This window comes from Bradyrhizobium sp. PRIMUS42 (assembly GCF_023006515.1).
Lineage (GTDB): Bacteria > Pseudomonadota > Alphaproteobacteria > Rhizobiales > Xanthobacteraceae > Bradyrhizobium.
In genome coordinates this window covers 1-4808 of record NZ_JALBGZ010000503.1, presented here as the reverse complement: position 1 = coordinate 4808, position 4808 = coordinate 1, and the positions used below count along the sequence as shown (strand labels likewise).

The 4808-nt window shown below is 64.9% G+C and carries 7 protein-coding genes and 1 tRNA gene; 1 reads left to right on the top strand and 7 read right to left on the bottom strand.

The genetic code is table 11. The features are described 5' to 3' along the window. Together MOV75_RS27810 and MOV75_RS27805 are read right to left on the bottom strand one after the other, a co-directional pair. A partial coding sequence (locus MOV75_RS27810) for a PspA/IM30 family protein (protein WP_247006955.1) occupies positions 1-1022 on the bottom strand: 1022 nt, incomplete at its 3' end. 314 nt (positions 1023-1336) lie between these two features. Beyond that, positions 1337-1597 carry a hypothetical protein gene (locus MOV75_RS27805; RefSeq protein ID WP_015686208.1) on the bottom strand — a complete coding sequence of 87 codons (261 nt, stop codon included), beginning with the start codon at positions 1595-1597 and terminating at the stop codon, positions 1337-1339. A gap of 257 nt (positions 1598-1854) precedes the next feature. Between MOV75_RS27805 and MOV75_RS27800 the strand changes: the two genes are divergently transcribed. Further along, complete coding sequence (locus tag MOV75_RS27800; RefSeq protein ID WP_246927233.1) at positions 1855-2052, top strand: hypothetical protein; 198 nt, start codon at positions 1855-1857, stop codon at positions 2050-2052. 71 nt (positions 2053-2123) lie between these two features. Here the strand turns inward: MOV75_RS27800 and MOV75_RS27795 are convergent, their stop codons facing one another. The 5 genes from MOV75_RS27795 to MOV75_RS27775 all read right to left on the bottom strand — a co-directional run. Then, complete coding sequence (locus MOV75_RS27795; protein WP_246927231.1) at positions 2124-2270, bottom strand: hypothetical protein; 147 nt, start codon at positions 2268-2270, stop codon at positions 2124-2126. A 199-nt stretch (positions 2271-2469) separates the two neighbouring features. Continuing rightward, a tRNA-Cys gene (locus MOV75_RS27790) sits at positions 2470-2543 on the bottom strand. Between the two features lie 99 nt (positions 2544-2642). Then, positions 2643-3404, bottom strand: coding sequence for an ABC transporter ATP-binding protein (locus tag MOV75_RS27785; protein ID WP_246927221.1), 762 nt, complete (start codon positions 3402-3404; stop codon positions 2643-2645). A 7-nt stretch (positions 3405-3411) separates the two neighbouring features. Then, positions 3412-4128, bottom strand: coding sequence for an ABC transporter permease (locus MOV75_RS27780; protein WP_246927217.1), 717 nt, complete (start codon positions 4126-4128; stop codon positions 3412-3414). A 199-nt stretch (positions 4129-4327) separates the two neighbouring features. Beyond that, the coding region (locus tag MOV75_RS27775; RefSeq protein WP_247006954.1) for a tRNA-uridine aminocarboxypropyltransferase at positions 4328-4808 on the bottom strand (481 nt) is incomplete at its 5' end.

The window sequence follows — 4808 nt, the reverse complement described above, 5'->3', positions numbered from 1 at the left end:
GCCTTCGCCGCCGCAGAGCTGCCGCCCTGTTTGCGAGGCGACGTCGCGGCCTGATGGCTTGCGGCCGCCTCACTCTTTTCGAGATCGGCGCGGCGCTGCTCGGCGTCCTGAAGTGCCGACAGGACGGCACGCAACGAGGTGACGCATTGCTCGATCTTCTCGTTGTTCTCGTCGATGGCGCGGGACAGCACCTCGAACTGCGCCTCCAGATCCATCTGCCGCGCGATGCCGGCGCGGGCGAGGTCGTCGCGCCCGTCGGTGATCGCCCCTTCGATCTTGGGCGCGAGATCGGTCATCTCGCGTTCGATCTCGGTGCGGCGCGCGTTGAGGCGGTATTCCTCGGCACGCGCAGCGCCGAGCGCATCGCGCGCCTCGCTTTCGGCGCGCTCGATCTCGCGGATGGCCTGTCCGACCACCCCAAGCTTGTTCTTGCCTTCAGCCTGCTCGATCGCGTCATAGGCGATCCCGGCGATCAGGCGCCCGACCCGTGACAGGAAATTTTCGGGAGCGGCAGCGATGGTATCCATAGCGTTCTCCTCCTCTGGCAGAGTGTTCGGCGTAACGCCGTAGTGAACTTCGAAACCGTCATCGGTGCGGATCAGGCGCGCGGGCACGCTTTGCCCCCAGCCCTTGGCATAGCCGGCATAGTCGAACGGCACTCTGAAGCGCCCTTGCACGGTCGCAATCGAAATGGTGGCCGGGCCCTTGATCTTGGCGAGCTTGTCGTCGAGCGGCAGACGACGGCCCTGCGCTGCGCGATATTCGGTGCGGTCACGCAGGCCCAGCGTCACCAGGCGCGACGGCAGCGCGGTCTGTTTGCGGATCGGGTCATAGGCGTGGGCATGCAGCAGCACGACGTTGGAGCCGACATTGTGGCTCCGTGCGACCTCATCGAGGATCTCCATCATGCGGTCATATGCCCTGAACGTCGCCTCCAGCGCGGCCTTGGCGGCCGGATCAGGGGCAAGCCTGTAACGCAGCGCGGACGGCGCGTTTCGGGGCGACTGGCTCATCGAAAGCACTAAAGCACCATATTGGTGCTTTAGGAAGCGGAGATGCGATCACGTTCCACTGATCCTTTTTGCACTCTATCCATTCGTCGCGGTGGTCGGGCAGCGCGTTCAAGCCGGGCTGTTCACCCCTAGATCACGGCCTATCAAGACTTCTTGCACGCGCGGGTTGCACTTTGAGACGAAATGCAGGGAGCGTACGGCAACGACCTCACCTGCCACGTCCCTGATCCACAGCCTGTCCGCAGCATATCCACAGGGCCGATATCGCGGATTGCTCAGCGGGTCGGGCGACTTGCTGCGCACAAACCCACAGGCTGCTGCGTTCAACCGCCGGCCTGATCGAACACGCTGCGGCAGGCTTCGCTCAGGCTCGAGCGGTTGCGCCGCAGGCACGCCGTGATGGCGCGGACGTTGGGGATTTCGCCGGCGCAGAGCCGGTAGACGTCTGGCGTGCAGGCCCGGCGCTGTTCGGCTGTCCCTTGCGCGTGGGCGGCGGAGGCGAACAATGTGAGGAAGAGCCCAACCGTCGAGGCGCGGCGCGCCCGGCTCTTCACACCCGCAAACCGCAAGAACCTCGCCTTCATGACCAGTCTCCTGTCTGCCCTGCCTGCTCCGGCCTGCATTGGTCGGTGTGCGAAGGGGTAGGAGAAATAAACCGCTCAGGATGTGATCTCTTTCACACTGCCGGCGCAGCGGAGGAACCTAGGGTCCCCGGGGGATCTTAGAAAATCGCTAACCAATTGGGACCCGATCGCCGGATCGTTAAAATGCGAACGATCGGATCAATCGGGTAACAAGCCGGCTTTGCGACATTGCGCCATCCGCGTTCTGCGAGGGTGCGATGAGAAGCGAAGCCGAATTCAATTTGCTGCTGGATGCCGTCCGGGACGCCATGGTCATTGAAGATTTCGCTGCCGCGCCGGAGGAGGAGTTCGTGCTCCGCTCGCGGAGTTTTGACGCGATGCCCAATGCGGCCAATGACAATGAGGGCGCCTGGCCTCTCCTGCCGTTTCCCGACGGCTGGTACGCGGCCTGCTGAAGGCTGCTTCGCCGTTGATCGCAGCGCCCGCGGGCGTGTTGCTAAAGGGCTTAAGCCCGGCGCGGCAACGATCAGCTCTTGACGCGATCCTCGCCATCCTGCGTCGCCCGGTCGGGTGCGGACGATGGAAAGATGCTGTCATAGATCGCGCGGGCCTCACGGATGAGGCGAGCCCGCTCAAGCTCGGTTTTCGGGACAAATCGGACGATATCGCCCACGGGTTGCTCCAGCGCTCGTTGATGAAAGTCGCATCACGTCGCAGATGCGAACTCTATGCCAGCGGGCGTGAATCGGGCGTTTCCAGCACGCCCCGGGCAACCCCGGTGACCGGGCCGCCCCGCACCTTGGCGGACGCCGCACAGGATCGGCGGAACCTGCGTCGAGATCGAATTTTGCTGAAAGATCAGGGATTTGTAATGGAGGCCACGACCAGAATTGAACTGGTGTACACGGTTTTGCAGACCGTTGCGTAACCACTCCGCCACGTGGCCCCGTAAGGGCGGAGCAATATAGGGGATGCAGGGTTTAGGCAACCGCCTTCGTCCGACTTTCCCGACGACTTTCAGCAGCTTGATGCCCGGCTTGCAGCGCTAGACCTTCGCCCCGCCCGGCCCGCCGAGATAACGGCCGAGAATCTCCTCGGTCGTGCCGGCCGCCATAATCCGCCCCTGCTCCAGCAGGATCGCCCGGTTGCAGGTGCTCTTGATCAGCTCGACGTCGTGCGAGGCGAGCACCAGGATGCCGGCACGGGCGACGATCTCATCCAACCGCTGCCGCGCCTTCTTGCGGAATTGCTGGTCGCCGACGCCGATCCATTCGTCGAGCAGCACGATCTCGCCCTCGACCGCGGTTGCGACCGCGAAGATCAGGCGCAGCATCATGCCGCTGGAATAGGTGCGCAGCGGCAGGTCGAGCCGGTCGCCGAGCTCGCTGAACTCGGCGATCTCCGCGCGCCGTGCATCGATCTCGGCGCGCCGCGCGCCGATCACGAGGCCGCGCCGCATGATGTTCTCGTAGCCGGTTGCTTCCTCGTCGAAGCCGGCCGACAGATCGAACAGCGACAGGCAGCGGCCGAGCACGTCAATGCTCCCCGCCGTCGGATGATAGATGCCGGCGAGAACCCGCAGCAGCGTGGTCTTGCCGGCGCCATTGGCGCCGATGATGGCGAGGCGGTCGCCGGCGCGGATGTCGAGGCTGACCTCGTTCAAGGCCTTGATGAGGTGCGAGACCGCCGCCTTCCGCCGCGGCGTCACGGCGCCGACGAACCGGCTGCGCAGCGAACGGTCGCGAAACGACAGCACCGGAAACGTGACCGAGACGTCGCGAAGCACGATGTGGGCCGTGGTGGTCATGCGCGCATCACAGCCAATACGCCACGCGATGGCGGTATCTTGCGTAACAGCCGAGGCCGATGACGGCCACGACGATCGCATAGACCGCCCCCAACAGCCATTGCTCCGCAGAGGTCGGCTGCGACAATAGCGGCCGGCGCACGAGATCGAGCAGCGTCGCAAACGGATTGACCCACGTCAGCCAGTGAAAGGCGGTGCCGCGCACACTGTCCTCGGTCCAGATGATCGGCGTGAGAAAGAAGATGAACTGCAGGCCGCTGACGATCGCCGAACCAATGTCGCGAAAACGCGCGCAGAGCATGCCGAGCGCGACCGCGCCACCGAGCAGCACGAGAAACAGGATCGCAAAGCCGGGCATCACGAGCAGCATGTTCCAGTGCAGCGGCCAGGGCATCACGACATAGAGCAGCACGACGATCACCAGGTGATGCGCGAAGATGAGGACGTTGCGCGCGATCATCTGGAGGACATGAACGATCAGCGGCGCCGGCACCGCCTTGATGAGATGACCGGACGCCACGAAGATGTTGGAGCCCTCCTGGAGCGTCGTGGCGATCAGGGTCCAGACGATCAGGCCGACCGCGAAGGACGGCAGGAAGGCGCCGATGTCCTGCTTGAACAGTGCCGCATAGACCGTGCCGACGCTTGCGATCGTCGCAGCGAGGGTCAGCGTGATCCAGAGCGGGCCGATCACGGTCCGCCGGTAGCGCAGCGAAATGTCCATCAGCGCGAGCGTGCCCCAGCGATCGGGCCGCGCCGCCTGTGTCAGGATTTCCTTCGCCGCGAGCTGAATTCGACTGCCCCTTCGGATGCCGCTCTCCGATGCCGCAACAGGGAAGCGGATAGCGACCGGTTTCGATCGATGACCTCAAAATGCCCGCGCCTCGCGGTGCAATCAACCGTACAGACGAAGTGGGCCGAAGTCAGGCTCGTTTGCGCCGACGGAAGTCGCGCCGGCCCTTCGGCGCAGGTTTGGGCGCCAATTCCGGCATCTCGGCCTGGACCTCGCGGTAGCGTGTCAACAGCCGTTCAAAACTCGCATGCAGCGCGTCGGCGATGTCAGGACGCCGCTCGAGGCCGGCGAGAATCGTCGCCGCGGCCTCGATGGTCGAGAGCCCGTCGCTGCGCGGCTCGCGGCGCAGGCGCCCATAGCGCGAGGGATGCGCCGGGTTGAGGATCACGCGCTGGCACTTGAGCATCCAGGGATTGCGCCACCACAGTGCCTTCGCCTGGCTCCAGGTGCCGTCGAGCAGCACCACGCCTTCGAGCTTGCCCAGGATCGCGCGCTGGTTGTCCGCGACCTCGCCCTTGCGGTTGAGCGCGACGATCTCGCCTTCGGCTTCGAGATCGGCGGCGCGCGCCGAGCCGAGATAGAGCACGGCCCAGCGCGCGGCATTCTCGACC